Annotated in this window: 3 protein-coding genes; 2 read left to right on the forward strand and 1 reads right to left on the reverse strand. The window is 75.7% G+C overall.

Translation table 11 applies throughout. The annotated features are described in order from the left end of the window. Nucleotides 1-234 precede the first annotated feature (234 nt). Both JM949_RS35350 and JM949_RS35355 read left to right on the forward strand, forming a co-directional pair. The gene (locus JM949_RS35350) at nt 235-1,122 is read left to right on the forward strand and encodes a phosphatase PAP2 family protein (RefSeq protein WP_203152393.1); all 888 of its coding nucleotides are present in this window, start codon (nt 235-237) and stop codon (nt 1,120-1,122) included. Between the two features lie 8 nt (nt 1,123-1,130). Next, a complete protein-coding gene (locus JM949_RS35355) occupies nt 1,131-1,799 on the forward strand; it encodes a maleylpyruvate isomerase N-terminal domain-containing protein (RefSeq protein WP_309232457.1) in 669 nt (222 codons plus the stop codon). Between the two features lie 55 nt (nt 1,800-1,854). On the opposite strand, the gene JM949_RS35360 is transcribed toward JM949_RS35355, so the two are convergent. Then, a partial coding sequence (locus JM949_RS35360; RefSeq protein WP_203152395.1) for a putative peptidoglycan binding domain-containing protein occupies nt 1,855-2,243 on the reverse strand: 389 nt, incomplete at its 5' end.

A 2,243-nucleotide genomic window follows, 5' to 3' on the forward strand; every position in this document is an offset into this window, starting at 1 on the left:
GGGCACTGTGGCGTCGACCGCGCCGCGCCGCCCGCCCACCAGATCCGTCAGCGACTCGGCCCGCGCCGGCCCACCCGGGTCCGCGCCGGCACCTGTCCGCCGCTGTGCGCCGGGCTCGGCCTGGCCGTTGTCACGCTCCGGTGTCGCGTCCACACCGCCTCCTCACTCCCGGCCCAACCTAACGCCGATTGACGGCGGGCCACCGGTCGGACCCGCGACACCTGCCGCTACGGTGTGCGGATGCGCGCGACGGCACGGGGTTGGACGGCGGTCTGGTTGGTCGTACTGGCCCTTGTGCAGGCGGCCGCGTTCCTTGCCGTGTGGCGGGTGGCCGTGCATCTGGAGATCGGCCAGTGGGTGGACACTGTCGCCCTCACCGGCAACCGGATCGGTCAGGACACCATCGACGGCCCGGTCGACCGGATCCTCAACGCGATGTCGGTGGTCTCCCTGCTGGCCGCCACCGCGATGATCGGGTTCATCGCGTTGATCCGGGGGCGGATCGCCCTGGCCATCACCGCGACCCTGCTGATCGCCGGCGCGAACGTCTCGACCCAGCTGCTCAAGTACGGGCTGAGCCGGCCCGACTTCGGCCTCGACCCGGAGCGCGCCGCGGTGGGCAACAGCCTGCCCAGCGGGCACACCACGGTGGCCGCCTCGGTGGCGGTCGCGCTGATGCTCGTGCTGCCGCCCAAGGTGCGGGCGGTCGGCGCGGTCATCGGTGCCAGCTACGCCGCCGTCGCCGGAGTCGCCACCCTCTCCGCCGGCTGGCACCGGCCCAGCGACGCCGTCGCCGCGTACCTGGTGGTGGGCGTCTGGGCGGCGTTGGCCGGCCTGCTCCTGCTGGTCACCCAGCGGGAACAGGCCGAGGTCGCCCCCGGCGACGCGCACCGCGTCGCGGCGCTGCTGCTCGGGGTGGCTGGGGTGCTCGCCCTGGTCGCCAGCGGGTTGGCCCTGGCCTGGCTGATCGACCTGCGCGACACCGGGCCGACGGAGTTGACCCGCCGACCGCTCTTCGTGGGGTACGCCGGCAGCGCCGCCGGGATCGCCGGCACGATGGCGGTGGTGATGGCGCTGGTGCTCACCGTCGTGCACCGGCTGGTGCCCCGGGTCAAGGGTTGAGCCGGCCGGTGCGGCCCGTCCTCGCGGCGTTCACCGCCGAGTGCGCGCGGCTCACCGAGATCCTGGCCGAGCTGGCCGACAGCGACCTCGACCTGCCCACCGACTGTCATCCGTGGACGGTCCGGGATCTGGTCGCGCACATCCGAACCGGGGTCGGCCGGCTGTCCGACATGCTCGCCGCACCGGCACCGGCCCGTGCCGAGGTGGACGCCGCCGGCTACTTCGGCGCGGCGAAGTTCACCGCGCAGGTGGACGCCGACCGGATCGCCGGCGGCCAGCGCGACGCGCTCCGGGTGGACCGGGCGGCGCTGGCGACCGAGTTCGACCGGGCCTGGCGGGCCACCGAGGCGGCGGTCGTCGCCGCCCCGCCCGACCGGCTGGTGCGGACCCGGCACGGCGACGCGATGCGCCTCACCGAGTTCCTGCGGACCCGGGTCGTCGAGGTGGGCGTGCACGGGCTGGACCTGGCCGCCGCACTGGGCCGGGCACCGTGGCTCACCGCGCCCGCGGCGGCGGTGATCGCCGACCTGCTCACCGGCGGGCGACCGACTCCGGCCGGACTGCACTGGGACCGGCTGACCCTGATCCGTAAGAGCACCGGTCGAGCGGCGCTGACCGCCCCGGAACGGGCCGCTGTCGACGCCGCCGGCTTCCGCTGGCTCGCCTTCGGTCGCTGACCCCGGCCGCCACCCGGCTCCGGTGACCGCTGGCCCGGTGGTGGGCCGGCCCGGCTCAGCTCGCGGAGCGGGGCGCGGGAACGTGCGGGGCGACGCTCCGCAGGTGGGCCAGCACCACCGGGTCGATCCGCCCCGGCACCAGGCGCTCCTCCAGGTTCTCCAACCCGGCCCAGGAGGTCAACGCCGCCTCCGTCGCACCCTCGGGCACCGGGTGTCCCAGCGCGCCGAGCAACGCCGCCACCTCGGCGGCGATCGCCCCGCTCAGGTCGAGCAGGGTGGCCGGGTCGGGCCGGCCGAACAGCATGGTGTGCACGGCGAGCAGCCGACCCAGCTCGGCGACCGGGTCCGGGTGGTCGTCCACCCGAAGGTCGACCACCACGTCGCTGGCGCCGCCGTACCCGCCGCCGCGCTGCACCACCAGCAGGCCGGCGCTCTGCCGGCCGC

The organism is Micromonospora tarensis, assembly GCF_016803395.1.
Taxonomy (GTDB): Bacteria; Actinomycetota; Actinomycetes; order Mycobacteriales; family Micromonosporaceae; genus Micromonospora; species Micromonospora tarensis.